This window comes from Endozoicomonas sp. NE40, assembly GCF_040549045.1.
Classification (GTDB): domain Bacteria; phylum Pseudomonadota; class Gammaproteobacteria; order Pseudomonadales; family Endozoicomonadaceae; genus Endozoicomonas_A; species Endozoicomonas_A lisbonensis.
On the sequence record NZ_JBEWTB010000001.1, the window covers coordinates 69,393 to 94,010 of the forward strand.

The following is a 24,618-nucleotide window of genomic DNA, read 5'->3' on the forward strand; positions in this document are numbered from 1 at the left end:
GTTGTTATTGGCCTGGGCATCAAAAGTCTGCCTGTTCGTAGGGATAAATGGTGACCCCCTGCACTACCCGGTTCACTTCACCGGAAGGACAGGGATTGTCAGGCGTGATGCCCAAACGCCAGGAAAAATTAAACGCCAGCTGTTGTGCATAAAGAATGCAGGGAAAAGCGAGCCAGGCTCCGTCTATGGACTCATCAAGGGTGTCACTGAAGTCCAGGGCAACAATGTTCATTGCCTGGTTCTCCCTGCGAATTTCCGACAACAAATCCAGATCGTATTGCCGGGTATGACGACGATTGTTTAAAAAGACGATAATCGTCGTTTTTTCATTAATGGCTGACTTGGGACCATGGCGGAACCCCAGTGGTGAATCATAGGAGCAGTTAATAGCGCCTGCGGTCAGTTCCAGACATTTCAGTGCCGCTTCCCGGGCAATGCCGTTCAGGGGGCCGGAGCCAAGAAAAATCAATCGATCCGGTATATCCATTGGTGCATCAGCGTTATTCCGGAGCAGGCTTTCTGAGTGCGCCTGCAGCTTCCCGGCCTGTTCAGCGAACTGGCTGTCCGGGGTAAAGATGCACAGCGCCGACAGCATCATGCAGGTAAAACTGCTGGTCATGGCAAAGCCTTTGTCGTTGCTGCCTTCCGGCATTAACAGACAGTAGCTGTCCTGTCTCTGCTGAAAGTTCCGGAACAGTGTGCCTTCCGGATTGCAGGTCAGCACCAGGTGCCAGCTTTCCGGTAACAACTGGTCAACCAGTTGAACCGTGGCAACACTCTCCGGACTGCATCCGGACCGGGCGAAAGAGACCAGCAGGGTCGGCACTTTCTCGGCCAGATAAAGATCGGGACTGGCAACAATATCGGTGGTGCTGACAGCGTCAAACCGTCGTCCGGTACAACCGGCCAGATGTGGCGCCAGTACCTCACCGGCAAACGCAGAAGTACCGGCCCCACTGAACAGAATGCGCAGGTTCGGTCGTTGCAGCAGCGGTTGCAGGAATTCATTTAACGCAGACTGCTGGTTCCGGACATTCTGCACACTTTTTTCCCAGAGTGCCGGTTGCTGATGAATTTCCTTTTCAGTCCAGTAGCCTCCGGCGGGGGTTGAAGAGGTATCTTTGTCATGCAGGTTTATCATGGTTCAGGCCTTCTGTGATCCTTCACAGGCAATGATGACTTCAATATGATTCTGTTCGAGCAGTTCTCTGTAACGGTCAGGGATACCCGGATCGGTCACCAGTCGTGAGATGTCCGTTATGTTGCAGATGGCGTGTACACTTCTGCGGTCAAATTTGCTGGAGTCCGTCACTGCGATAATCTCCTGGCTGACCTCACACATCCTGCGGTTTAAACGGGCTTCCATCTCGTTATAGGTCGTGATGCCGGTGTTCAGGTCGAACCCGTCTACACCCAGAAAGAACTGGTCAAAATGCATGTTTTTCAGGCTGTCTTCTGCATGGGGACCATAAAACGACTCGGCACGTTTACGCAGGGTGCCACCGGTGACCCGCACTTCGATCTCGTCAGCACTGGACAACGCCCGGGCGACATTAAGACCGTTGGTCATCACCAGTAAGCGACGGTCTACCAGTTGCCGGGCCAGCTCAAAGGTGGTGGTGCCGGAATCCAGGATAATATTGCTGTCGTCCCTGACCAGCGTTGCTGCCACTTTGCCGATGGCCTGCTTGCTGGAATAGTTAGCCTGTTGCTTGACGTTTACGGGCTGCTCCACCACAAGCTGCTTTTTCAGGATGGCACCGCCCCGGGTGCGGTAGATAATGCCCTGTTTCTCCAGATAAGCGAGATCATTACGAATGGTGACACTGGAGACACCATAATGACTGACCATTTCCGAAACCCTGATCCTGCCGTCGTTGCGCAACCGGTTGATCAGGTCGTCCCGACGTTCCACTGTTTCTTTCATCATAAAACACTCATGATGGCCACCGGCTCTGCCGCCGGGGTGCGGTCAGGGAGAGCAGAGCTGTTCAGCCTGACTTCGCTGTTTTTGTCAAACGCGTGAACCTTGCTGTAATCCAGCCCGACCCGGATGACCTCCCCCGGTTGCAGTGACACCCGTTCGAAACGGGCGATGGTGCAGGGATAGCCGGACAGCGTGCCATAGATATTGGATTCCGCCCCCATCAGCTCGACATAGTTCACCACAAACGGCAGGTTGCCTTTGCCGATCACAAACCCTTCCGGCCTGACACCCAGCATGACATCTTTCCCTTGGTCGGCTTCAACCTTCAGGGGCAGATGAACCGGCTGACCGTCCTCGCAGGACGTAATGGTCACGCCGTTCCGGGAAGTGACGGCAGGAATAAAACTGATAGATGGTGAACCCAGAAAGCCTGCCACAAACATGGTGTCCGGCTGGTCGTAGAGATCAAGAGGTTTACCGGTCTGCTCGATCCGCCCCCGGTTCATAATCACCACCCGGTCGGCCAGGGTCATCGCTTCCACCTGGTCATGGGTGACATAGATGGTGGTCTTTTTCTGTTGATTATGCAGCGCCTTGATTTCGCCGCGCATCTGCACCCGCAGCTTGGCATCGAGGTTGGACAGGGGTTCGTCGAACAGGAAAAAATCGGCGTCCCGCACCAATGCCCTGCCCATGGCAACACGCTGACGCTGCCCACCCGAAAGCTGACCGGGCAGACGCTCCAGGTAATCGGTAAGGTTCAGCATGGCGGCGGCCTTTTCAACCTTTTGGAAGCTGGCGGCGGGTTCTTTTCTTACCTTCATGCCGAAGGCGATGTTCTCGTAGATGGACAGGTGCGGGTACAGGGCGTAGCTCTGGAACACCATGGCGATATTGCGTTGTTGCGGGGGCAGGCGGTTAAACAGCCGGTGACCAGCGCGTATTTCACCTTCGGTAATATCCTCAAGCCCGGCGATCATTTTCAGCAGCGTTGACTTTCCACAGCCGGAAGGCCCGACAAGAACAAGAAATTCGCCCGCCTGAATATCAAGGTTAATGTCGTGGAGTACAGTGGTTCCCTGATACCGCTTGGTGATGCCACTGAGCTTGAGCTGTTCCATGCTTACACCCTGTATAAATCTTGTTTTTTCTTTCATAGTAATGAAAAAAGAAAACAAAAAGAAAGGCTTTTTGAATTTTATTTTTAATACACGGCGACTGATGCTTTTTATTTTTATTCACGTTTTCCAGTTACTACAACAAAATCGTGGACAGGATTTAACCAGAATGGTAATTGTATTTAGGCGTTAAAAAAAATAACAAAAGAAAAGCAAAAGAAAGGAACTGCAAGATGACTTTTCAACGCTGCAAAACCTTTAGCTACGGACTTGCTCTTGGTTTAACGCTGACCTGTGCAGCCGGAATAGCCCAGGCCAGGGAAACCGTTAAATTTACCGTGGCTGAATACAGCTCTAAAACCGACCCTTACTATCAACAGCTGGCAAAAGAATTTAATGCCAGTCAGTCAGATCATAAGGTGGTGGTCGAAACAGTCTCCTGGGACGATCTGCAGACACGCCTGACCACCGACATTTCCGCAGGCACCAATTCCGACCTGGCCATAATCGGTACCCGCTGGCTGGTTGGTTATGTGGACGAAGGCATAGCGGCACCTTTGGACAAGCTGCTCGACAAGGACATTCGCGAACGCTTTATTCCGGCCTTCCTGGAACCCGGCACCCTTGACGGCAAGCTCTATGGTGTGCCAGTCGCCGCATCCGCCCGGGCGATGTTCGTTAACAATGACCTGCTGAGTCAGGCAGGCGTGTCCATTCCTGCCACCCTGGATGAAATGGAAGCTGCCGCCAGCAAGATCAATGCCCTGGGCAAAGACATATACGGCTATGGCCTGCAGGGTAACGAGATAGAAACGGATGTGTATTTCTATTACACCATGTGGGCTGAAGGCGGAACCCTGTTGTCGGATGATGGCAGCTCTAACCTCGCCAGCAAGGCGTCCCTGAAAGCCGCTGAACGAATTCAGCGCATGATCCGCAGCAACTCGGTCCAGCCCAGCTTTCTTGAAGACGGTCGTGAAGCGGTCATGAACCTGTTCAAAACCGGACGACTGGGTATGGTTATCGCGCCGCCCTTCATGGCCAAACAGCTGCGTGAAGAAGCACCGGATGTTAACTGGTCCATCGCGAATATTCCGGCTGCGTCGTCTTCCGCAACCTATGGCGTGACCGACTCCATTGTGTTGTTTGAAAACTCCCGGAACAAGCAGGGTGCGGTAGAGTTCATCGACTTTATGTACTCCACTGAAAAGCGCGCCGAGTTCAGTGCCGGAGAAGGTTTCCTGCCGGTGCTGAAAGCCGTGGGCGCCAAGCCGGAGTTCGCCGCTAACCCGGATGTTAACACCTTTGTCGATATGCTGCCCAAGGCCCGGTTTGCTCCCACCATTGCCGAATGGCCTGAAGTGGCGTCGGTCACCTCAGACGCCATCCAGGCCATCTACAGTGGTGCGCCTGCGGATAAAGTGCTGGGCAAGGCTGAGCAGCGGATTAACCGGATTATCAAATAAACACGGAAGCCATGACAATGCCGGATGTGGGAACCCTTTCTTTAAGTCGGGAAACACCCGGGTACAGGCTGCGGCAGCATATTCGCTACCGCATGCCGCTGTATCTGATTATTCCCAGTTTTCTGGTGGCGCTGTTTGTCATACTGTCGCCGTTGTACCAGCTGCTGAACTACTCGGTTCACGACACCAATCGTTTTGGCATGATCAAAGGCTTTGCCGGCCTTGAGCATTTTGTCACGGTGTTTGAAGACCCTTTATTTATTGATGCGCTCTGGCGCACCGGCATCTGGACGCTGGGCGTGGTGGGAGGAACGATACTGATTTCGATACCGGTCGCTGCCATACTGAACCGGCCATTTGCTGGCAGGGGGCTGGCACGCACCATTATTATGCTGCCCTGGGCGGTGTCGCTGCCCATGACCGCACTGGTCTGGAAGTGGGGGCTGGATTCCCAGTCCGGCATGTTGAACCACAGTCTGATGCAGCTGGGCATTATCCGGGAAAACATTGTCTGGCTGTCTGATCCGGTGATGGCGTTCAGTGTTGAAATTTTCGTTGGTATTCTGGTGTCCATCCCTTTCACCGTCACCATCTTTCTGGGTGGGCTGGCGGCCATTCCTCACGATCTTTATTCGGCAGCAAAAATCGATGGAGCCAGCCTGTGGGAACAGTTCCGGAGAATCACCCTGCCCCTGTTGCGGCCGTTTATCAATATTGCGGTGGTGCTGAATATTATCTACGTGTTCAACTCCTTCCCGATTATCTGGATCATGACCAGAGGCGGCCCCAGCAACAGCACGGAGATCCTGGTCACCTATCTCTATGAGCAGGCTTTTATCTACGGAAAAATCAGTGAAGCCTCGGCGGTGTCGGTCATTATGCTCGCCATCCTGCTGGTTTTTGTGGTGTTCTACGCCCGAATGGTGATGAAAAATGAATCAAAACACTAAGAGGAGCCTGATGTGCTGGCTGGCGCTCTCGCCCCTGATACTGATCATCCTGTTCCCCTTTGCGGTCATGCTGTTCGTCTCCCTGACGCCGGGCAACGAAGTCTATCAATATCCGCCCAGCTGGATACCCTCCCGCTTTGCCTGGGAGAATTACACCACCATGTGGAACGAAACCGGCTTTGGGCAGGCACTGGTAAACAGCCTTTATGTCACGGTACTGTCGACGCTGGTCGTACTGTTTGTTGCCATTCCCGCCGCTTATTCGCTGGCAAGGTTTGATTTTAAGGGGCAGACTGCGTACCAGTTTTTTCTGATTGTGACGCAAATGCTGTCGCCTATTCTGCTGATGGTGGGGCTGTTCAAGTTCGTGGTCTGGCTGGGACTCGTGGATGACCTGAACGCCCTGGTGTTGATTTATGCCGGGTTTGGCATCGCGTTTGCCGTGTGGATGCTGACCAATTTCTTCAGAACCATTCCCCTGGACCTTGAACAGACCGCCTGGCTGGAAGGTGCCGGGTGGTTCTATTCCCTGCGTAAGGTATTTCTGCCCCTGGCGACACCCGCCATCAGCGTGGCCGCGACCTTTACCTTTATTTTTGCCTGGAACGAGTACTCCACGGCTCTGGTGGTGATGCGTTCGCCGGAAAATATCACCCTGCAGGTAAAAGTGGCTTCTCTGGTGGGGGTCTATACGCCCAAGTGGGAACAGATTATGGCGGCTATTTTCCTGACCACGGTGCCGGTGGCCATTGCCTTCAGCTGGTTCCAGAAGCACCTGGTCACCGGGCTGTCGGCCGGGGCTGTTAAATAACGGACTGAAATAAACGACACAAGACTATAAAAACAGGAACGGTTATGACACTGCAGGACATTATTGCAGCTCACAGGCAGGGACAGCAGAAAGGTATTTATTCGGTCTGTTCTTCCCACCCACTGGTTATTGAGGCGGCGATTCTTCAGGCGCAAAACGATAACGCCCCCGTTCTTATTGAGTCCACCTCCAATCAGGTGAATCAGTACGGTGGCTACACCGGCATGCAACCGGCTGACTTCCGGGATTATGTCTATGGCATAGGGGAGAAGCTGGGTTTTCCCCGGGAACAGATCTGGCTGGGCGGTGACCATCTGGGGCCTAACTGCTGGCAGAATGAACCGGCAGAACAGGCCATGAGCAAGTCCAAAGTGCTGATCGAAGCGTATGTAGCGGCAGGCTTCCGCAAGATTCATCTGGATGCCAGCATGAGCTGTGCCGGTGACCCGGTACCACTCAGCGATGAAACCGTTGCCCGCCGGGCTGCGGAACTGTGCCGTGTTGCAGAACAGACCGCCCTGAAATGTTTCGGGGCTTCAGAAGTCACCTATGTGATCGGAACAGAAGTTCCGGTGCCGGGGGGCGAGTCTGACACCATTGAAGCGTTACAGGTCACCTCACCCGAAGCCGCCCGCTACACCCTGGAGTGCCATAAAACCCTGTTTCAACAGGCGGGGTTGTCCGATGCCTGGGAACGAGTGATCGGACTGGTAGTGCAACCCGGTGTGGAGTTCGACCATACGACTGTGGTTAATTATAAGCCCGACAGTGCGCAGGCGCTCAGCCAGTTTATCGAGACTGTACCGAACATTGTCTACGAAGCCCATTCCACGGATTATCAGACACCTTTAGCCTACAAGGCACTGGTCAGGGATCATTTCGCCATTCTCAAGGTTGGGCCACAGCTGACTTTTGCCATGAGAGAAGCGCTGTTCGGCCTGGCTGCCATTGAAGAACACTGTGTGTCTGAGACGAAGCGCTCCAATATCCGTCAGGTGGTCGATTCGCTGATGCTGGCGAACCCGGACCACTGGCAGAAATACTATACCGGCGACGCACAACAGCAGGCGTTTTCCAGACGCTTCAGTTACAGCGACCGGATTCGCTATTACTGGAACCAGTCCGAAGCGGTAGAGGCGATTGATCACCTGTTATTGAACCTTGAGGAGACCGGCATTCCGCAGCCGCTGCTCAGCCAGTATCTGCCCGGACAGTATCAGGCGATCCGTGACGGCAGGCTGAACCCTGATGTTCGCACCCTGGTTCACTGGCATATCCAGCAGGTGCTTGGAGATTACGGAGAAGCCTGCCATGGGCAATAGTTTTCACCTCTTTGCCGGTGAGCTGTTTACGGAAGACCGGGTGCTGACAGATAGCTGGCTGGAAGTGACAGACGGCGTGATAACCGGAATCTCTTCGGAAAAGGGAGCGCTGGATGCCCCTGTCATTGATCTGGGCCACAGCCGGGTAATCCCCGGGCTGATTGACCTGCATATTCATGGTTGTGGCGGTCATGATGTGATGGACGACAACCCCGAGACAATACCCGCTATTTCAACCTTGCTGGCATCCCGGGGGGTTACCGGTTTTCTGTCGACTACAGCAACGGCAGAGTGGCAGGAAACCCTTGCCTGCCTGCAACGACTAGGCGAACAGGTGAACCGGCCACAACCCGGTGCCGAGCTGCTGGGTATCTACAGTGAAGGGATTTTCTTTACCGACCGGAATAAGGGAGCGCACGACAGCCGTCTGTTTCTCGCCCCGGTCAGGGAACGTCTGGAAGCCATGATCAGGGCATCCGGAAATACGTTAAGGCAGGTGGCGCTTGCTCCCGAACTGCCGGAAGCCGGTGCTGCCATTGCCTTTCTCCGGCAACAGGGTGTAAAGGTATCCATGGGACACACCGATGCTACCTATGATCAGGCCATGGCTGCCATAAAGCAGGGTGCCGGATGCGGTGTTCACCTTTTTAACGGCATGAAAGGACTGCATCACCGCGAGCCAGGCTGTACCGGAGCGGTACTGACATCGGCCGGAGTACTGGCGGAACTGATCGCTGATGGCATTCATGTGCATCCGGCGGTGCTGTCACTGGTGGTCAGCATCAAGGGCCGCGAGCAGACCGCACTGATCAGCGACTGTACCTGCGCCGGTATGATGCCCGATGGTGATTATGCTTTAGGTTCCATGGCCTTTAAGGTGGTGGACGGGATTGCCCGAACCCGGGAAGGCTCGCTCGCTGGCAGTACATTGTCGTTAAATACAGCGGTCGCCAATATGATAGAGCTGGCAGGTGTCAGTCCGCTGGATGCGGTTCACATGGCGAGCCTGACCCCGGCCACCTATCTGGGTATTGATAAGAAAACAGGCAGTATCCACCCCGGGAAACGGGCAAATATAGCGGCAACCGGAAAGGACTTTTCTGTTAGCTCGACCTGGGTTGATGGCCATCTGGTGTATCAGCGGTAACGCTGCTTCAGGTGTAGCAGAAAAAATTCAGCTTGTTACCATCCAGATCCCGAAAGTAGCCCACGTAGAAATTCTTTCCTTTCAGGTGCGGATCGCCTTCGCTGCTCGCCCCGAGCGCCAGCGCCCTGGCATGCAGATGGTCAACCGCTGCCGGATTTTTAACCGGTAGCGCAATCATGACGCCGTTCCCGACGGTCGCCTCGTTCTGGTCAAAGGGTTGAGCCACAGTGAAAGCGGGACGGCCTTCGCCAAAACCCCACGCGGTCAGGTGATCGGTCTGATAGCTTCTGGAGCCTCCCATTTCACTGAACAGTTCATCGTAGAAGGCGGTGGCCTGTTCTAAATGATTCGTACCCACAGTGATATAGCCGATCATATTTCCCCCTGATAAGTTACACGACAGCCTTTATGAAATAATAACCACAGACATAATAAGTAACATCTGCCGTCTTTTATTGACAGCATTTCCAGCGAGTTGTCAGTCCACCCCTGTCATCCTGACGACATCTCCCTGAAACCCTTCTGACACATCTCTGTCACGCCGCCCGTTTAGTGTATCCGTTGTTCGTTTTCAACTTCTCACAAGATGACTGTTAAAGGACTAACGATGACAATAAAGGGAATCACCATGTCTATTCGCTCCCGAACGACGGCACTGCTGCTGGCACTGCTGAGTCTGCCTCTGGCAAGCTCCGCGCTGGCGGCCTCTGCGGACCAGTTCACCCATACCCCTGATGCCGCTATCTGGGGCTATAACGTCAAGAACCTCAGTAACGTCAGTCCCGAGGCCTGTGCCACCGCCTGCCTCGATCCGGCCAATGGCTGGTGCGTCTCCTTCGACTACCATAAGGCGGGGCAGTGGTGCGACCTCAGCGATCAGCGCGCCGAGGACATCGGCGGTCTCAAGACCGACTACGCCGGTGACCCTCTCGACCACTATAGCCTCAAGCCCAGCCCCCCTGTACCGGACGGGTTTATCCATACCGCCAACGCCGCCATCTGGGGTCATAACGTTAAACGCCTCAGTAACGTCACCGTCGCCCAGTGCGCCGCCGCCTGCGACGACCCAGAAAACGGCTGGTGCGTCTCCTTCGATTACCATAAGGCGGATCAGTGGTGCGACCTCAGCGACCAGCGCGCTACCGACATCGGTGTCGGCGGCCTCAAGACCGACTACGCCGGTGACCCTCTTGATCATTACAGCCGAAGGACCAACGACACTGTTCGCCTGATTGTGGTGGCCGATACCCAGGGCAACAGCAACCCGGGCGTAGCACCCATCGTCCCCCGGCTGATCAGCGACATCATCGCCCGCAGCCCCGACGCGGTGCTGTTTCCCGGCGATCTGGTAGCCACCGGCACAATTTCCACCTTCAATGAATGGAAATCCCTGACCAGCGCACTGGGCGACCGTCGTATCATGACCCCCGGCAATCACGATCTGCCAGGGCGTTCTGCCACCAATGAAGACTGGCAGAAGATCTTCAACTGGCTTCCCGACAGCCAGCCGGTACCCAACATCGCCACCGCCGACCCCGGCGACACGGTGACCGGCATGGACCGGATGGACTATTACCTCGACATCACGCCCAACATTCGGGTGATCTCCGCCACCACCGACCGGGATGCCCTGTCGGGAGAAAGCCACACTCACTCCGGCGGCTACGAGATCATCGGCGGCGAGCCTAAGGCGCTGGACTGGTTCCGCAGCGTCATGGCGCTGGAGTCCACCCGTCAGAAAGAGTTCGTGTTCGTGATGACCCATCACTCCATCACCACCCAGATGAGCGAACTCAACTCCCCCATCGCCCTCACCAAAGGCACGCCCACAGTCTGGTGGCAGGCCATCGCCAGGGGCTTTGACAGCGGCAGCGCCAAAGCTGACGCGCTCTTTACCGGCCACATGCACTCCTATCATCCCAACCGCCCGGACCCTCACACCAGCACCTCGGAGGTGATTGTCGGCACCGGCGGCGGTGATACCGTCTTTGGCGCCACCCCCCAGCGGCGGGTACATGGCTTTATGGAGGTGGTCATCAAAGACGGTGTCGCCACCGGCACCTTCTTTGGGGACAGCAACGGTAGCATCGATGGCTGGTCATTTACCGAAGCCCTCGACACCTTTACCGTGGCTGATAAGAGCGGTCTGCCCACCGGCGAACTGGCCTGGTATGGCTTTGATGGCGGCAACGCCCAGTCAGACCAGTCCGGCTCGCCTCTCTCTAAGGGCGTGGCGCTTAATTTCAATGTGGGGGCCTACAGCGGCTTCGACAGTGACCGCAGCAGCGACGTGCTGATCCTCGACGGCCAGGGTTTCGCCGATTCCAGGAGCCTCAATGATCATGTGTTTCAGGTTCTGGGGGACTTGCGCCTGCAGCTCTGGGCAGAGGCAGACGGTGAGCTGGGCAGCGACAGCCTCGATAATGTGCTGGTCGCCTTTGGCGACTCCGACGGAGCGCTGACCAGCAAAAGCTGGCAGGATGTCTTCAGTGAAGAGCTGGCCAACTACAGCTACATTCTGTCCTACACGACAGCCGGCCACTTACAGATGAGGTGGGAATATTTCGACCAGCCCGAGGCCGAAGCGCAGGCAAAGACTGTTATCCTCACCTCGACAGCCGCCGTAGCCGATCCTCAGCAGTGGCACCAGATTGAGGTGATTCGCAGCGCCCGGGATAACACCCTGCGCTTTGTGGTGGACGGCTCGCAACTGGGAGAGACGCTCTCATTCAGCCATCTGCCCACCGGCGGCGGCGCAGGCTCGCTCTACCTCGGGGCGCTACCGGATATCCGCGAGGGCGAGGACGGCGGCATCGCCACATTCTCCGGCAAACTCGACGACGTAAGGATCAGCAACAGTCTGGGCCAGTCACCGCTTTAGCCACATAAACAGCCATGAGCGAATGAAATATTTTTTCGTCACCCCCGGTGATGAAAAAATATTCATGGTAAAAAATAGTGTCAGAGTCGCTTTTATAGGTGTGGTAAAGCCTTTCCGATGGCTTTTCATTCTGGTTAGATAACAGTCAGTCAACTTTGTTTGTCAAAGTTGTTTAGCACCCATTATTTGAAAGAGGACTTCAAACGTGGCGATTTACCTTAACTACAACAACAAAACACCCGCCGGTAATGTGACAGCAAAAGGTTATGAAAACTGGATCGAAGTAGACTCTTTCTCCTTCGGGGTCGGTCGCAGTATCACCATGGAGTCAGGTGCCATGGCCAACCGTGAGGCCAGCCGCCCTTCGCTCAGTGAAGTGTCGCTCACAAAAATGCTGGACGCTTCTTCAGGCGGACTGTTCAAAGAGTCTGTTACCGGTTCTGACGGGGTGAAGGTACAGATTGACATTGTTCAAACCGGTGCCAAAGCGGTGCAGAAATTTGCCAGTTATATTCTGGAAGACTGCATTGTGTCGTCTTACAGCATTGGAGCTTCTGCCGGCGGCGCGCCAACGGAAACCATCACCCTGAGTTTTGCCCGGATTGAAGGCGACCTCTCCCACGCCGACAAGACCAACAAGAACAAGCAGAATATGAAAGTCGGTTACGACCTGACCACGGCTGAGCCGATCTGAAGCCGTTACGGTTTCTGTCTCCAACGGCAGGGACAGCGATGTCCCTGCCTGTCAGTGTTTATCGATACGGATGTCTGTAAGCTATGCCCTCCCTCAATCAGAATAAACGACTCATCACCATTGACACGCCACTGGGAGAAGACGCTTTTGTGGTTCGTGAGCTGGAAGGCAGAGAGGCTCTGTCAGAACTGTTCAGTTTTCAGGTCACCCTGCTGGCGGATGATGACAACATCAGCCCTGAGCAGATTCTGGGTAAAGCCGTTACGCTGGCTATCCACAGCTCCGGTGACGATAATCCGAGATACATCCATGGTCATATTAACCAGTTCGTTGCCCTGGACAGCCAGGAAGGCGTTCGTCGTCTTTATCAGGCCATGATCGTACCGGCCCTGTGGTTTACGACACTGGGCCGACAAAACAGAATTTTCGAGAACAAGGATTTCCTGCAGATCATTCAGGAAGTGCTGGCCGATTACACCAGCGTGACCCTCAGCAAAAACACCTCAGGCAGTTACGTCAAGCGACGTTACTGTACCCAGTTTGAAGAGACGGACTTTGAGTTCATTGCCAGGCTGCTGGCCGAAGAAGGGGTGTGCTTCCATTTTGAACATGCCCGGGGGGCTCATCGTTTCTGCCTTGCGGACAAGTCCAGCGCCTATTCATCAGCACTGTCTGCGCCGGTCCCTTTTACCGGAACCGGCAGCAGCCCGCTGGAGAACAGCGTGACGGAATGGCAGCGGCATTACCGTTATCACACGGCCAGTGTCGAGTATCGGGATAACCAGCCTTTCTCCGCATCGGAGTGGATGAAAAAAGAGATTAAAGACGCCACCACCCATAAAGCGCTGAGCAGTGAAAAGCCTTTACGTGAGTACTATGGCCGCTTTCATTACGAGAAAAAAACCGACAATCAGACCAAACTGACGGAAAGCAACGCCAAACAGAAAGCCCGTAACGCCATCCTGAATCACGAAGGTACATTCGACACGGCCAATGGCCAGAGCAGCTGCTGTGAACTCTATGCGGGTTCCCGGTTTGAGCTGGATCATAGCATCAGCAGCGAAAGCGGCGATTATCTGGTGTCTGCCATCAGCCATCATGCAATAGACGGCAATGATCTGGAGACCCGGTACACTAACCGCTTTACCTGCCAGCCTGCCGACGTCTACAGCCCTCCTGACCCGGACCGGTTTCGTCGAATGATTCATGCGCCCCACTCTGCCCTGGTGATTGCGGTGCAGGCCGCCGGAGAACAGGGCGATGTGGATGCCCATACCCAGATAAAAGTGCAGTTTCCCTGGAAAAGTCAGCAGGACAGCTGTTGGGTCAGGGTCGCACAGTCCTTCGCCGGCAACCAGTGGGGTGCCAGTTTTGTACCCCGCGTTGGTCAGGAAGTGGTGGTTGAATATTTTAATGGTGATCCCGACCGGCCGGTGGTGACCGGTGCCTTATACAACAGCGACAATCCGGGTCCCGGCTATTCCAAAACCCAGAGCGGCTGGAAAACCCAGTGGGAAGGCAGCCAGTTTAACGAGATGCGTCTGGACGATAAAAAAGGGTCCGAAGAGGTTTATATCGAGGCGGGCAAAGACTGGAAAGTGCTGGTCCATAACGACAACACGGAAACCGTTGAAAACAACCAGACCATCGACGTCAAAAACAACCGCGCCGTTACCGTCAGCGACGGCAACGAGACCAAGGAAGTCACTAAGGGAACCCAGAAAACCACGGTCAAAGGTGCTGTGACCATTGAGTCGAAAACCAGCATCACGTTAAAGGTCGGTACGTCGGTGATCAAGATAGACCCAAACGGTATCTCCATTAAAGCCACCCAGATCGAATCCAAATCTTCCGCCAATACCAAGGTTCAGGCGGGTGCCATGATGGATGTAAAAGGAGGAGCCATTACCTCCGTCAAAGGCGCACTGGTCAAGGTGAATTAATATGCCTGCATTAAAAAAGTTAGACACCCGTCGTGCCAGCCAGGTCACCAGTCGTTATGAGCTGGACGACGAACTGGAACCTCTGTTAACTGAGGATATGACACCGGAAGCCTTTATACGGGTATTGCTGGAGCAGCAGCACTACCTTGAGTGCGCGCGCTTTCTTGCCCATGCCCTGCCGAAACGGGAAGGCATCTGGTGGGCCTGTCTGGCTGCGCGTTTTACCCATACGCCGGATACCGACGCACTGCAACAGAGAACCCTGCAGGTGGCTGAAAGCTGGGTACGCAACCCCACTGAAGAGTTGCGCCAGCAGGCTGAAAAACTGGCGATACTGGGTAAATACAAGACACCGGACTGCTGGGTTGCCACCGCAGCCTTCTGGAGTGTGGGCAGTATTGCCGATGAGGGTGCGCCCCCGATGGCTGCCCCACCCTACCTCTATGCCCATGCGGTTACGGGGGCGATTGGCCTGGCGGCAGTGGCTGAGTCGGAAGAAGCCATCAACCGGAACTACCAGCGATTTCTGAGTCAGGGGCTTGACCTTGCCCGTGGTGGCAAAGGGATGATACACGACGATGTTTTAAGTTTGCTGGATGCACCGGAGATGGACCCGGCCACGGTTTAGCGGAAGCTCAGGAAACCATCAATGATCCGAAATGTTATCAGCCTTGTTTTTCTTATATTCGTGTCATCACCAGGAGCGGCTATGTCTATTTTAGATGCAGGAAAAGCCTGCATAGCGTCTGAACTCAGTGTCACCGTTACTCATAATGGCAAGCCAGTAAGAGGTGCAAAAATAACCCGCCAGGTTGAGTGGGACAATGTGGGTGAAAAGAGCGATAGCACAACGACCAGCGCATCAGGTGAGTTTAAATTACCTGCTCTTTATATGCGGTCACTGGTAAGAAGCATTCTGCCGCTTGAGTTTGTAGCATCAACTCTGGTTCAGATAGACATTGACGGGGAATACACAGAAATACTTTACGCAGTCAAAAGGTCTGAAGAACCCGGTGTCGAATTTGGTGGAAAAACTGTCCTGAAGTGCGAATTAAGCCGGGACGAAAGCACTCATAGGTTCGGCGCAAGCCTGTTAAGCACAAGATGTGAAATCATAGAATAATGATCAGCTTTGATAACAATGGATAACTATGTCTACTTTACCTGCAAAGCTATCCGTGATGATGGCTTCAGATATCTATCTTGTTAATAATGATAACCTGGATTTAAACATCAACAGACGTTTGAAAGCTGTTCTGAAAACTTATAAACCTTATTTCGACCTGGGTATTGAAAATAAGCTACAGGGCAAGTCTGGTGGTTTGATTCTCAATAAGACGACAAGTTTTGGTATTGTTTCGCAAGGGAAAGGGGCTTATTCAGACGACGTATTTATTATTCTGCGTGGCACTGCATCGGGGTATGATGTCCTGACAGACCTGAATGCTGGTTTCTCACGCTCTAACAACGGCCACATCGTTCATCTTGGGTTCAATAAAACATTCAAAACCATACAACCTCAGCTTGAACAGTTTTTTGCCCAGCAGCCCACAACGGTGAATACCGTGCATTGCATTGGGCATAGCCTTGGGGGGGCTCTGGCAACGCTGGCAGCTGAGTGGGCAGTGCAAACCAACTCTGGCTCACAGATTAATCTTTATACTTTTGGCTGCCCGAGAGTCGGTATGTTGCCTTATGTCAGCTACTTCGAAAACCAGCCTTCAGTAGGGATATACCGGGCTTACCACAATACAGACCCTGTTCCTATGGTGCCTGTCTGGCCTTTCATGCATCTGTTGGAAGAAGACTCTTTTTACCTGCCCGGTCGTGGTCACTATATCAACCCCGAATATCACAAGATCACTCAATACCTTAATACAATCGGCTCCAGTGACTGGGAAGCACTGGGTTCGCTATACAAAGAGACGATAGAAGATACTGTTATTGAACAATGGCTTGCTTCCGACAGTTTCGCCAGCTTAAACGCCAACACGATAAAGCTATTCAGCAGAGCCATTGGGTATGTCATACGCAAGGTGCTTAAAGCAACAGGAGTTACCTTGCAAACGGCTTTTGGAACAGCAACAACAATTCTGGACCAGTTAGCCTATATCCTTCACAGAGGGATGACAGCACCAGAGGCAGTCTCTGGCTGGGTTGTTCGGTTGATTACCAAAATGGCGAGGTCACTCGGAATCACTATAAGGAAGGGGGCAAACCTGACATTGAGACTTATTCGCTACGTTTTGCAATCCATGTCAAACCATATACGAAGCCTGGTACAAAAGGCCGTCAATTTTATTACCCAGACGACTTAATTGAATAGCACAGCCCTCAGTCTGTGCCAGACCACTGCCAACCCGTTGAACAAACATAAAAACAATCAGGAAGAACGCCAATGGGAATGCCTGCCGCACGAGTGACCGATATGCATGTCTGCCCCATGACCAACCCCGGCCCGGTTCCCCATGTGGGCGGTCCGATATCGGTGGCCGGCGGGGCAACGGTATTGATTGCCAACCTGCCCTCAGCAACGGTTGGCAGTGCCTGTGTCTGCAGCGGCCCCCCGGACAGCATTGCCATGGGCAGCACCACCGTGATGTTCTGCGGCAAACCGGCTGCACGACTGGGAGATACAACAAGCCACGGCGGAAAGGTGGTGGCAGGCGCGCCGACAGTGCTGATAGGCTGATGATGAAGCGCTCAGCCATTACTAGTGCTGTTCACATTAAGAAAAACCTTAATCACTCAGTTAAACCAGGCGACTTTTCCTCCAACATCCACCACATTTCCTCTGGCAGATAAAATTCTTTATCACCAAAATCAGAGAGAGTGGGCGGCTTCGGCTGTTTAGTCTTTCGTTTTGGTTTTGCGGTATCGGGTTCATTGGTGGCCGTATCTGAATCCTGCATCTGGAACATCAAGTCAGTTGGAAAGGCAGTTGCTCGACTTTCAGGTACCGGTTCCGATTCTGCCGTTTCTGAAGGAGAGGCCAGATGCCCGATCAGGGTATCAACCGGAGACAGGTCAGGAATGACCCATTCGATTTTCTTGTATGTCCTGCCTAGTGAAGGCGGCTTTTTTTTCGCTTTTGCTTTTGCTTTTGCTTTTGATTTTGATTTTTTTGTGACGTTATTAGCCCCGTATACCCCTAAAGCGGTAACAAAGTCCTTTGTTTTCTGCTCGGTCGCCATGATCTCAGCAGGTGCCTGCTTCAGGCGGTTTAATGCAGCGGTCGCCCTGATCATTGCCTCTGAAACAAAAGCACCTTCTACCCGCAACTGATCCACTGTGTCCAGTAATTCGAGTCTTTCGTTCAGCAGCTCTACAGTCTTGAGCATGTCAGCAACCAAATCACGCCATGACTCGATTTCCTTGCTGACTTCCCTGTGCAAACGGACGGCATTGGTAATGTAATTCTCCCGATCCTCCCGGCTTGCGAATTGAATGTTATGTAATTCAAGCATTGCAAAACGTTCCTTTAAGGGCAGTTCGGGCCGGTTGATTAAATCCGTTATAAAGTGGATGTCCAGCTGAGCAGCGATCCTTTCGTACCGTCCCATGTTGTTCAGCCAGTTCATAGCTTCCCTGGTTTTTCTGAATAACTCATTCGCGTAAAGGCTGGCTTTTTCATAACTGGCTAATACGAGCTGTTCATCATCGGATGAAAGGTCTATGGCCTTATTAATGCATTGTATGGAATAAGCAAAATCTTTTTGCGCGTAGGACTCAGCCACTTCGTTCATGCCGATTTCCCACGGGGATTCCATAGCAGCCAGCTCAATGGTCTGATCCGTCGTCTGTGGTTTATCGTCAGGCTCTGGTTTTGCCTCGTTGTCGGGGATAAAAAACCGGTTGCGGGCTTTTTCAAGCTTTTTTCTGTCCCTGGCATCTTTGATTTCTTTCTCTTTTGATACGTCCTTCAGGTAACGTTCAAAACGTCTTTTTTGCGCCTGTTCGGCTCTCTCAACCGTACGCCTGTCTTCAGCTTCCCGGATATTGAGTCTGCGTCTGTGTTCCTCTAATACACTGTCCGGGCTTCTCCGGGGCTGCTGTTTTTCCAACGCCGGGAACTCATCGGCAAACAGCCGGTCCAGCCTGCGGATATCTTCATCGAAATAAGCCGGGTAGCCCTGTTCGATAAAGTGTTCGGTGTAACCCGGGACACGCTGATGATAACGGTAGTGAATATAATATAAATACAAATACAGACTGCTGTAAAAATCCTCCCTGAAGGCGGTGTTTTTCAGAAGGTACGCTTTTAAAAAGGACTTTGCCTTACCCGGCATCTGGGTGAAAAGGGAAAATGCCTTATGACTGTAATCATCATTCTTTATTTTTATGGATGACCTGAGCATCGCGGGCAAACCCGACAGTATCTCAGCCATGGTTTCTTCAGGAATTTTCAAAGATGGCTTGCTGCTTAAAAACAGATAAAGTGAACGACTGTAATAAGACTGCCCCAGCCAGGTCACAAATATCCGCAACAGGTACTTTTGATCATTTGAGCGATAATACCGGCTCATAGTGGGAAGCAGCTCTTCCCATTTACTTTGCTCTGATAAACCAGCCATCTGAGACACTTCCTCATCGTAATGCAGTGTCCACTGCATGCGGCCTGCATCCAGAAAGTTCAGTGTATCCAGCAAAAGGGGAACGACCGTTGCCGTATTGAACAGTTCTTTTAATAGTTTTTCTTCTTCCCGATCACTAAAGGCAGCCAATGCCCGGGATATATAGTCGTGGTGTTTTTCCAGATAAAACAGGATCAACCCCATCGTAAAGGGTGTTTTCAGAGGCTCTGTTTCTGACTCTTTTTTTCTTAGCCTGTCCAGAGACTCAAGGGTGATGGTTTTATAAAATTTCGCCAGCCGGTTAAGACCTCTCAGGTAGATGGCAATGTTGTTTTTGGTCTGTTCAATCACAATGTTTTCAACATCTTTTCTGTATTTATTTTTTTTGTGATATTTCAATTCGTCCAGCACGGACGGTGAAAACAAATTAAGCACTTCCATGCTGGCCGAGAGAAAAACATCAACAAATGTACTGATAAGGGTGCGTATCTTTTCTTCATCCGGGTCTTTGGTAAATCCATAAATTAAATTAATCGCTTCATCGACCTTTGCAGAACGCACATCATACTGTGTCTTTCTGATCTCTTTTTTGACTTGTTCGATGGCCTTCGAGGCTGTTTGGATGCTTTGTTTAACAGATCCGTTCTGTTTTCTCTCACAGCCCTTACACAGTTTTTCCTGGGATCTGTCACCGGCAGGAACGAGTTGACTGGCCGGGTATATTCCCTTGCAAGGGCCTGAACATTCAGATTTTTTCTCTGGCTTCTGTTGAGATGGAGGAGGCTGTTCGGGCGAACCCGCCGCTGGTTCAGACTGGGCAACCGGAGCCTTCTTTGCCGGAGGAAGCTGTTCGGGTGAACCTGCCGCTGGTTCAGACTGGGCAACCGGAGCCTTGTTTGCCGGAGGAGGCTGTTCGGGTGAACCTGCCGCTGGTTCAGACTGGGCAACCGGAGCCTTCTTTGCCGGAGGAGGCTGTTCGGGCGAACCCGCCGCTGGTTCAGACTGGGCAACCGGAGCCTTCTTTGCCGGAGGAGTCTGTTCGGGTGAACCTGCCGCTGGTTCAGACTGGGCAACCGGAGCCTTCTTTGCCGGAGGAAGCTCCGGGGTTTTAACCAGCGGCCGTTCACTAAGCACTAGCTTCTCTTCTCTCAAATCGGTCTGTTCTCTCAAACCGGTCGTTTCCGACGCAACCATACCCTCAGCCTCTATGGCAGGCGACTGGATCGTCTGTGCCGTATCCTGTATGCGGATACTGGCAATAGCCTGCATCAGCTGCACTGACCAGAAAGTGTCGTACACGTCCTGATCTCGCCACACAATCTGGCTGGAATGGCCGGCGGCCAACACGCTGGTAGCTCCCGGGTCATAGTCAGGCAGGGAGGAAGAAGGCCGGGAGATCTGGATATAAGGTGTGTCGGCATTGGCAAAGAGTATCCAGTAAGGGGCGCCTTCGTCGGCATCACCGTTTATTGCTGTGGTAGAGCTGCCATGGCGGGTCACTGGTGTTGGATCAGGTGGTTTGACGGGGTTTTCTTTCTCACCCGGTTTCGATTGTTGTTCCAGATTTCTCAGAGACTCTGTAATCCAGTCAAGCCATTGCGGCGACAGAAGCGTATGCATACTGCTGTAAGCCTCCTGTCCAAACTGACAGGGTTCCTGCAACCAGGAAACATCCGATACGGGAAGTGGCAGCTTCCACCCTTCCCTGCCATTGAGTATCAGTTCCAGTTGTTTACTGCCGTTCACCATGGTTTCCGGATCTGAAGTGACGGCGACTTCAACGGTCTGAATAAAGTGTGCTTCCATCCAGTCCGCCAGGTTATGCATTGCCCTGTAATTAACTGGTCGCGGGGCAACCGTTTCCGGTTGTGATGGCAAAACTCTGATCACCAGCGCTGAAGCACCGCCACGGTTCACGACTTTCAGATAAACCCGCCGGGCCAGTTCAGGGTCTTCGATATAAACGGGCATTTCCTGCCACAACGTACAGTTGCCCCTCATTCTGCGCAGATAAGTGACACCCTTATCGATGCAACGACCTGCAAACAGCAGTCTGGATGACAAGATCAGATAGCTTTGCCAGCCTGTATAAAATGCCTGTATCAGCGTATCCGCCAGGCCGGGCCATCTCATGCGCCGGTAAGAGTGGTAGCCCGCGTGCGCCAGCTTTAGCATCAGCATGGTTTGCAGAATGTCATCCACTGTGGTTTTCAGGCTCCGGAAGTCCACATCCAGAACAAATGTCAGTGAACCAATAGAGAAGGAAGCAGGGGGCTGTTCCTGACAGGTTACAAAGGGTTCCTGATCATGAAGCCCGTTATCAGCGGTATCAGCAAAGGCATTGTTCAGGCAGAAAACAAGGTGCAGGCAGAAAGCAAGCAATAAAAGCAGCCGGGTAGCCCCGAACCTCCGGATAGCAAATCCGGATATGAGGCCAAACTTTTTAAGATTTTTTTTAACCGGCAAATAATACAAATTTCCCAGACCGGGTGGCTTTTGAGGAAGCAAGTATAGCCTTAGTCTGGAGTTGTGGAAGACGTGGCTCTATCGTGATGATGGCAGCTGGCGTTGCCGTTCAGGAGCGTTTTTTTTCCTCATTGGTATTTCAGGCCGGAAACCTTTGAAAATAAAGGCTTTCAGGGATTTTTCCGGATTTATTTCAGACTGAAATCCTCAGAAAAATAAACCACTTCAACACTCCGAAAAATCAATACCCAGCTTATCAGCAATCACATCAAACTCCGTCAGGTCTTTATAACGCAGCATCACCTGACCGGCGTGTTTGTTGTCGCTGTCCGGAACAATCGTGATATTCAGCCCTGTGGCCATAAAGAACCGGTCTGACAACTGCTGATAAAAGCGTTCGGTCTGCTTGTCCAGCCGTTTATCAAAGCCGCGCCTGTCCGCTTCCAGATCCCGGACGCTTTTCCTGCGCACTATCGCTTCCCGGGCGATGGCTTCCTGCTCATCCGGTTCGTAACCGGCAATCACCCTGGCGTGGTTAAAGCCCAGGCGGAGACGGGGGTTCAGCACCATCTCTTTCACCGGCTGCACCAGACTTCGCCCAACCCTTGCCATCTGCCGTACAAGATAGTCCGCCTTGCCCAGCTCCCGGGCCAGGTGTGCCAGCTTCACCCCTTCATCCTGGGCAAAGGCCACGGCTTCGGACTGCCGGATGATATCGCCCTGCCCTGCCTTCAGATAATCAACCGCTTCCTGCGCGTCACAGAACAGGGTGAAATGGTTATACAGGGGTTTAACTCTTGTATTCATAGCAAGTGTATTCATAGCAAGTGTATTCATAGCAACGCATTCTAATGGTTCGCCTGCTCGGAAACCCCGAGAATACGGATATCGTCCCGGTGCGCACGAATCTTGCCCCCCTCCACTTCGATCCAGAGATAGTCGGTGTCTTCATCCACACGGCTAAGACACAGACTGCCCCGGATATTATTCTCCTCAACCAGAACCGAAATAGTTAAACGACGATCATCGTCAAGATCGAAAAACGCATAATCGTCATGCCTTTGGTAATGCCGCTTTGTCACCGGTTCTTCAGTAGCAACCTGACCGGTTTCCTGCGGTTCTGAAGGTGTTTTTGAATGCGATGTAGCATCAGGCTGGTTATTAGACGACGATGTTTTATTTGCGGAGACCTTCCGGAGCGCTTTCTCTTCTTTCAGGTAACGCGCACACTGCTTGCGGGTAATGCCTTCTGCCCTGGCTGTTGTGCATAACGCACTGGCCCGCTCCTGACTGACATCGTAAATCTTGCGCAGTTCATCCAGGGTTTGCGCATCCGTCACCACACCGTCCACGGCCAGTTCACGAATTACGTCCGGCAGGTCAATCAGTTTCGCATACCGGTACACATACTTTTCGCTCTTGCCGATCTCAGCCGCGATGGTTTCCACCGTCATGCCTTCCTGCTTCAGCTCGTGGATGGATTCTGCCAGTTCCAGACATTCCAGTTCATAACGCTGAATGTTCTCGATCAGTTCACCAATAATCTCCTGGCTCTTGCTGGCAGGCGCTTCACGCACCACCGCATCCAGCGAAATACCCGCCTCTCTGGCGCCACGCCAGCGACACTCGCCTTTCTGTATCACGTACAGCCCGTCCTGATTGGGCGGTGAAACGATAATGGGCGAGTACTGCCCGTACTTTTTCATGGTCTGACCCAGCTGGCTGATGTACTCAGGGTCGAATTTTTTGCGAACCTGCTTTTTGTTCATCACCAGGGCAGGATCAAGCTGGATAATGCGTTCACCTTCAAGAATTTTGTCGTCCGGGGTCTCCTTCGCCCGGAAGGCAATATCCACATCCGGCGTCAGGCTGTCATCCAGGTCATCATCCAACAATAATTTGTTCAGACTCTCTTTGCTTTTAACGGGTTGCTCTTTTTTCGCCTGTTTTCTGGCGTTTACCTTGTCCAGAAATCCCATGGTCAGCCCTCCATCCGTTCCAGAATCTCAGTGGCTAACCGCTGATACTGATGGGTTTGCGTCAGGGTTGGCATATATTCCGCCACAGACTGGTTCAGGGCATTGGCTTCCGCCACTTTCACCGAGGCCGTTATTTCATGTTCCAGCATCGCATCACCAAAGCGTTCACGAATATCCTGTTTATAATGGCGCTGTACCTGAACACGACGGCCGTCTACTTTATTGGCAAAAATACCCAGTACCTGCAAACCGGGGTTCAGGTGTTTTTTCACTGAACCAACGGTCTTATAAAGCTGGGCAATGCCATCTACCGCAAACCCGTCCAGTTCGGTAGGAATCAACACATAATCCGAGGTCAGCAGGGCAGAATTCAACAGAGTTCCCCAGCCTGGCAGACAGTCGATAATGATGTAGTCAAACTGTTGTGCAATGTCCGTCAGCTTTTCCTTAAAGGGAATCCCGACTTCTATAACGTCTTCGCTGTTCATACCGGCCAGCTTTTTGTTGGTGCCAAAAATGGAGAGGTAGTCAGAGACCCGGTAAGGTTCCACCTCCCGGCCTTCTTCATACAGCGTGTAGCTGTTGGCCGGGCCGGAACGGGATTTACCCTGGTCGTCGATATAAAAGATCTCTTCCGGAATATCATCACCAAAGATCAGTTTGGTCTGATTGCCCTGGGGGTCATTATCCACCAGAAGCACCCGTTTGTTGCGACTGCACAGCTCTTTAGCCACGTTGCACGAAGAGGTTGTTTTACCAACGCCGCCTTTCTGGTTAGTGACTGCCAGTATTTTTGCCGTCATGTCGTCATCCTTTCTCCATTTTCACTCATGAGTGAAAACTATTATTTATCTGAACAAGTGTTTATCTGAGCAAGTGTTGATCCGGACAAGCCGTGTGACTGAATAAACAGTATGTCTGTTATTGGTTATCGTGTCACGTGACACGTTTTTTAGTTCCGGGAAAAGAAAAAGCGTTCGTTTTGCCGTCCATAGACTTTTTGTCTACTTTTTATCGAGAAAGCCTACACGTTGTCCGATTCCTATGAAAATGGGTTACGCCAGAGTCAGTTCCGGCGACCAGAAACTGATCTCTCAGTCAGACAACCTTCATAACTCTTGCTGCTGTACCCAGAACTGCAGCACTACTGTTGGAGTATGAAGGTTATGAATGAGATGGAAAATGCATGGAAACTGTTAATGTATAGCCGGACGTTTTTTAAAGGTTCGCTAAAGTCAGGAAATAAAGTTTTTTCACCGTCCGGGGGTAGCGCCAGTCCGGGGAGAAGGCAAAGGCGTAATGAGAACAGCGTTGAGGCTAACGACTGGATATCCGTTTTA

General features: G+C 52.6%; 20 protein-coding genes. 12 read left to right on the plus strand and 8 right to left on the minus strand.

Annotated features, from left to right (window positions below; genetic code table 11):
- Positions 1-19: 19 nt before the first annotated feature.
- Genes V5J35_RS00225 through V5J35_RS00235 form a run of 3 tightly spaced genes read right to left on the minus strand, consistent with a single transcriptional unit; the run spans position 20 to position 3,048 of the window.
- Entirely contained in the window at positions 20-1,141 is a 1,122-nt protein-coding gene (locus tag V5J35_RS00225; protein WP_354011657.1) for an SIS domain-containing protein, read from the minus strand.
- Between the two features lie 3 nt (positions 1,142-1,144).
- Positions 1,145-1,930 (minus strand): transcriptional repressor AgaR, encoded by a 786-nt coding sequence (gene agaR / locus V5J35_RS00230; protein WP_354011658.1) that lies wholly within the window; start codon positions 1,928-1,930, stop codon positions 1,145-1,147.
- Positions 1,927-3,048 carry an ABC transporter ATP-binding protein gene (locus V5J35_RS00235; RefSeq protein WP_354011659.1) on the minus strand — a complete coding sequence of 374 codons (1,122 nt, stop codon included), beginning with the start codon at positions 3,046-3,048 and terminating at the stop codon, positions 1,927-1,929. Before V5J35_RS00235 ends, agaR begins: the two co-directional genes overlap by 4 nt.
- 230 nt (positions 3,049-3,278) lie before the next feature.
- On the opposite strand from V5J35_RS00235, the gene V5J35_RS00240 reads away from it, so the two are divergent.
- The 5 genes from V5J35_RS00240 to nagA are packed head-to-tail and all read left to right on the plus strand — an operon-like array spanning position 3,279 to position 8,741.
- On the plus strand, positions 3,279-4,511 hold the full coding sequence (locus tag V5J35_RS00240; RefSeq protein WP_354011660.1) for an ABC transporter substrate-binding protein: 1,233 nt from the start codon (positions 3,279-3,281) through the stop codon (positions 4,509-4,511).
- Between the two features lie 11 nt (positions 4,512-4,522).
- On the plus strand, positions 4,523-5,461 hold the full coding sequence (locus tag V5J35_RS00245; RefSeq protein WP_354011661.1) for a carbohydrate ABC transporter permease: 939 nt from the start codon (positions 4,523-4,525) through the stop codon (positions 5,459-5,461).
- Positions 5,445-6,272, plus strand: a complete 828-nt coding sequence (locus V5J35_RS00250) for a carbohydrate ABC transporter permease (protein ID WP_354011662.1) — start codon at positions 5,445-5,447, stop codon at positions 6,270-6,272. Before V5J35_RS00245 ends, V5J35_RS00250 begins: the two co-directional genes overlap by 17 nt.
- 44 nt (positions 6,273-6,316) lie before the next feature.
- The gene (locus V5J35_RS00255) at positions 6,317-7,594 is read left to right on the plus strand and encodes a D-tagatose-bisphosphate aldolase, class II, non-catalytic subunit (RefSeq protein WP_354011663.1); all 1,278 of its coding nucleotides are present in this window, start codon (positions 6,317-6,319) and stop codon (positions 7,592-7,594) included.
- Positions 7,584-8,741 carry an N-acetylglucosamine-6-phosphate deacetylase gene (gene nagA / locus V5J35_RS00260; RefSeq protein WP_354011664.1) on the plus strand — a complete coding sequence of 386 codons (1,158 nt, stop codon included), beginning with the start codon at positions 7,584-7,586 and terminating at the stop codon, positions 8,739-8,741. The genes V5J35_RS00255 and nagA overlap by 11 nt, the downstream gene beginning before the upstream one ends.
- Before the next feature lie 7 nt (positions 8,742-8,748).
- Here nagA and V5J35_RS00265 read toward each other — a convergent pair whose 3' ends face one another.
- Complete coding sequence (locus V5J35_RS00265; RefSeq protein WP_354011665.1) at positions 8,749-9,117, minus strand: VOC family protein; 369 nt, start codon at positions 9,115-9,117, stop codon at positions 8,749-8,751.
- Positions 9,118-9,369: 252 nt separating this feature from the next.
- On the opposite strand from V5J35_RS00265, the gene V5J35_RS00270 reads away from it, so the two are divergent.
- The 7 genes from V5J35_RS00270 (at position 9,370) to V5J35_RS00300 (ending at position 16,951) form a co-directional block, all read left to right on the plus strand.
- Positions 9,370-11,622, plus strand: a complete 2,253-nt coding sequence (locus tag V5J35_RS00270) for a PAN domain-containing protein (RefSeq protein WP_354011666.1) — start codon at positions 9,370-9,372, stop codon at positions 11,620-11,622.
- Positions 11,623-11,827: 205 nt separating this feature from the next.
- A complete protein-coding gene (locus V5J35_RS00275; RefSeq protein WP_354011667.1) occupies positions 11,828-12,316 on the plus strand; it encodes an Hcp family type VI secretion system effector in 489 nt (162 codons plus the stop codon).
- An 83-nt stretch (positions 12,317-12,399) separates the two neighbouring features.
- Positions 12,400-14,259, plus strand: a complete 1,860-nt coding sequence (locus tag V5J35_RS00280) for a type VI secretion system Vgr family protein (RefSeq protein ID WP_354011668.1) — start codon at positions 12,400-12,402, stop codon at positions 14,257-14,259.
- Position 14,260: 1 nt separating this feature from the next.
- Complete coding sequence (locus V5J35_RS00285) at positions 14,261-14,887, plus strand: DUF6931 family protein (protein ID WP_354011669.1); 627 nt, start codon at positions 14,261-14,263, stop codon at positions 14,885-14,887.
- A gap of 81 nt (positions 14,888-14,968) precedes the next feature.
- Entirely contained in the window at positions 14,969-15,382 is a 414-nt protein-coding gene (locus V5J35_RS00290) for a DUF6795 domain-containing protein (protein ID WP_354011670.1), read from the plus strand.
- 28 nt (positions 15,383-15,410) lie between these two features.
- A complete protein-coding gene (locus V5J35_RS00295; RefSeq protein ID WP_354011671.1) occupies positions 15,411-16,577 on the plus strand; it encodes a lipase family protein in 1,167 nt (388 codons plus the stop codon).
- A gap of 80 nt (positions 16,578-16,657) precedes the next feature.
- Positions 16,658-16,951 (plus strand): PAAR domain-containing protein, encoded by a 294-nt coding sequence (locus V5J35_RS00300; protein ID WP_354011672.1) that lies wholly within the window; start codon positions 16,658-16,660, stop codon positions 16,949-16,951.
- 52 nt (positions 16,952-17,003) lie between these two features.
- Here the strand turns inward: V5J35_RS00300 and V5J35_RS00305 are convergent, their stop codons facing one another.
- The 4 genes from V5J35_RS00305 to V5J35_RS00320 form a co-directional block, all read right to left on the minus strand.
- Positions 17,004-21,215: a hypothetical protein gene (locus tag V5J35_RS00305; RefSeq protein ID WP_354011673.1), complete on the minus strand. Its 4,212-nt coding sequence runs from the start codon at positions 21,213-21,215 to the stop codon at positions 17,004-17,006.
- A gap of 309 nt (positions 21,216-21,524) precedes the next feature.
- Positions 21,525-22,121: a hypothetical protein gene (locus tag V5J35_RS00310; protein ID WP_354011674.1), complete on the minus strand. Its 597-nt coding sequence runs from the start codon at positions 22,119-22,121 to the stop codon at positions 21,525-21,527.
- A 26-nt stretch (positions 22,122-22,147) separates the two neighbouring features.
- Complete coding sequence (locus tag V5J35_RS00315) at positions 22,148-23,278, minus strand: ParB/RepB/Spo0J family partition protein (protein ID WP_354011675.1); 1,131 nt, start codon at positions 23,276-23,278, stop codon at positions 22,148-22,150.
- 2 nt (positions 23,279-23,280) lie between these two features.
- Positions 23,281-24,081: a ParA family protein gene (locus V5J35_RS00320; RefSeq protein ID WP_354011676.1), complete on the minus strand. Its 801-nt coding sequence runs from the start codon at positions 24,079-24,081 to the stop codon at positions 23,281-23,283.
- Between the last annotated feature and the right edge of the window lie 537 nt (positions 24,082-24,618).

Excerpts from the sequence above, each read along its gene's own strand:
- V5J35_RS00225 (WP_354011657.1), bottom strand. The coding sequence starts at position 1,141 with ATGATAAACCTGCATGACAAAGATACCTCTTCAACCCCCGCCGGAGGC.
- agaR (WP_354011658.1), bottom strand. The coding sequence starts at position 1,930 with ATGATGAAAGAAACAGTGGAACGTCGGGACGACCTGATCAACCGGTTG.
- V5J35_RS00235 (WP_354011659.1), bottom strand. The coding sequence starts at position 3,048 with ATGGAACAGCTCAAGCTCAGTGGCATCACCAAGCGGTATCAGGGAACC.
- V5J35_RS00240 (WP_354011660.1), top strand. The coding sequence starts at position 3,279 with ATGACTTTTCAACGCTGCAAAACCTTTAGCTACGGACTTGCTCTTGGT.
- V5J35_RS00245 (WP_354011661.1), top strand. The coding sequence starts at position 4,523 with ATGACAATGCCGGATGTGGGAACCCTTTCTTTAAGTCGGGAAACACCC.
- V5J35_RS00250 (WP_354011662.1), top strand. The coding sequence starts at position 5,445 with ATGAATCAAAACACTAAGAGGAGCCTGATGTGCTGGCTGGCGCTCTCG.
- V5J35_RS00255 (WP_354011663.1), top strand. The coding sequence starts at position 6,317 with ATGACACTGCAGGACATTATTGCAGCTCACAGGCAGGGACAGCAGAAA.
- nagA (WP_354011664.1), top strand. The coding sequence starts at position 7,584 with ATGGGCAATAGTTTTCACCTCTTTGCCGGTGAGCTGTTTACGGAAGAC.
- V5J35_RS00265 (WP_354011665.1), bottom strand. The coding sequence starts at position 9,117 with ATGATCGGCTATATCACTGTGGGTACGAATCATTTAGAACAGGCCACC.
- V5J35_RS00270 (WP_354011666.1), top strand. The coding sequence starts at position 9,370 with ATGTCTATTCGCTCCCGAACGACGGCACTGCTGCTGGCACTGCTGAGT.
- V5J35_RS00280 (WP_354011668.1), top strand. The coding sequence starts at position 12,400 with ATGCCCTCCCTCAATCAGAATAAACGACTCATCACCATTGACACGCCA.
- V5J35_RS00285 (WP_354011669.1), top strand. The coding sequence starts at position 14,261 with ATGCCTGCATTAAAAAAGTTAGACACCCGTCGTGCCAGCCAGGTCACC.
- V5J35_RS00290 (WP_354011670.1), top strand. The coding sequence starts at position 14,969 with ATGTCTATTTTAGATGCAGGAAAAGCCTGCATAGCGTCTGAACTCAGT.
- V5J35_RS00295 (WP_354011671.1), top strand. The coding sequence starts at position 15,411 with ATGTCTACTTTACCTGCAAAGCTATCCGTGATGATGGCTTCAGATATC.
- V5J35_RS00300 (WP_354011672.1), top strand. The coding sequence starts at position 16,658 with ATGGGAATGCCTGCCGCACGAGTGACCGATATGCATGTCTGCCCCATG.
- V5J35_RS00310 (WP_354011674.1), bottom strand. The coding sequence starts at position 22,121 with ATGAATACACTTGCTATGAATACAAGAGTTAAACCCCTGTATAACCAT.
- V5J35_RS00315 (WP_354011675.1), bottom strand. The coding sequence starts at position 23,278 with ATGGGATTTCTGGACAAGGTAAACGCCAGAAAACAGGCGAAAAAAGAG.
- V5J35_RS00320 (WP_354011676.1), bottom strand. The coding sequence starts at position 24,081 with ATGACGGCAAAAATACTGGCAGTCACTAACCAGAAAGGCGGCGTTGGT.